Below are 1,222 nucleotides of genomic sequence, written 5' to 3' on the forward strand. Positions count from 1 at the left end.
AGAAAAGTAATTTTTGCTGATATTTCAATTTGTTAAATATCTCTTAAACCGAGTTCAGGTTAATTAGTAATGTTTGATTTATTATTCAGGATTAAAAACTAAATTGTAACCAGGGGGGGGAGAAGGTAGCGAGAACTAAACAAGTATATAAAAAACAATATGTATAGGTCAGTGATGCAGCAATAAAGCTTAACTCAGAAGAGCGCGATTCAAGTAGCTAAATAAAAATAGATGTTTGATAAATAGGGTACAATTTGTACCCTATTCACATTACTGTTGCTTTTGATAAACAATACCAGGATTGCAACGTAACATAGAAAAGTTCTGATTAAGTCCTGATAAAGACTCTGAGGCACCTAAAAACAAATAACCGTCATTATTCAATACGCCATGTATTTGACTAATGATCTGCGCTTTAATTTCAGGTGAGAAGTAAATGAGCACATTGCGACAAAAAACAATATCAAACCTTCCCATCAAACTATAGCTATTAAGTAAGTTTAAGGGTCTAAAACTGACCATTTTTTTGACATGATCTTTCACTTTCAGCATGCCATTATCACCCGCTTCAAAAAATTGCTTTTTACGCTCTGCTGACAACCCCCTTGCTAAGGCTAAGTTGTCGTAATGGCCATATTTACAATGTTCAAGCATAGTACTAGAGATATCAGTACCAATAACTTGTACACCACGAGGAAACGCGCCAGGATTTTTTTGTTGATATTCGAGTACAGACATCGCAATAGAATATGGCTCTTGTCCTGATGAACTTGCCGCAGACCATATTTTAACAGGTGTTCTTCGGTCTGCAAATTCGGGCAATAGCTTATCTTTTAATAATTTAAACGGGTAGTCATCTCGAAACCATAAGGTTTCGTTAGTTGTCATCGCATCAATAACTGCGGCACGAAGTTGCCGTTCTGTTGGCGCTAACGTTCGCGTTACTAATTCACTTAAAGAACTAAGACCAAATTTTGCCATAAGAGGAGCTAAACGGCTTTTCACTAAGTACTGCTTACTTTCACCTAGTACAATTCCACACTGTTGCTCTAAAAAAGCTCTAAATTGATTATAACTTCTTTCATCAAGTTGTTTTTCTGGCACTATTAATTCCTACTTATCGCTATATTTTATAGCTCAATTTAAGCGTAACAAATGACGCGATACTTTACCTATTTATAACTAACGAACCTGAGCTCGGCTTAACAAATGTTTATCTAGC

Annotated in this window: 1 protein-coding gene; it reads right to left on the minus strand. The window is 35.7% G+C overall.

Annotation, left to right across the window (positions count from 1 at the left end):
- Positions 1-270: 270 nt before the first annotated feature.
- Positions 271-1,104, minus strand: coding sequence for a protein-glutamate O-methyltransferase CheR (locus KO495_RS00890; protein ID WP_215978513.1), 834 nt, complete (start codon positions 1,102-1,104; stop codon positions 271-273).
- Positions 1,105-1,222 lie beyond the last annotated feature (118 nt).

Source organism: Colwellia sp. D2M02, assembly GCF_018860755.1.
In the GTDB taxonomy this organism is placed as follows: Bacteria; Pseudomonadota; Gammaproteobacteria; order Enterobacterales; family Alteromonadaceae; genus Colwellia; species Colwellia asteriadis.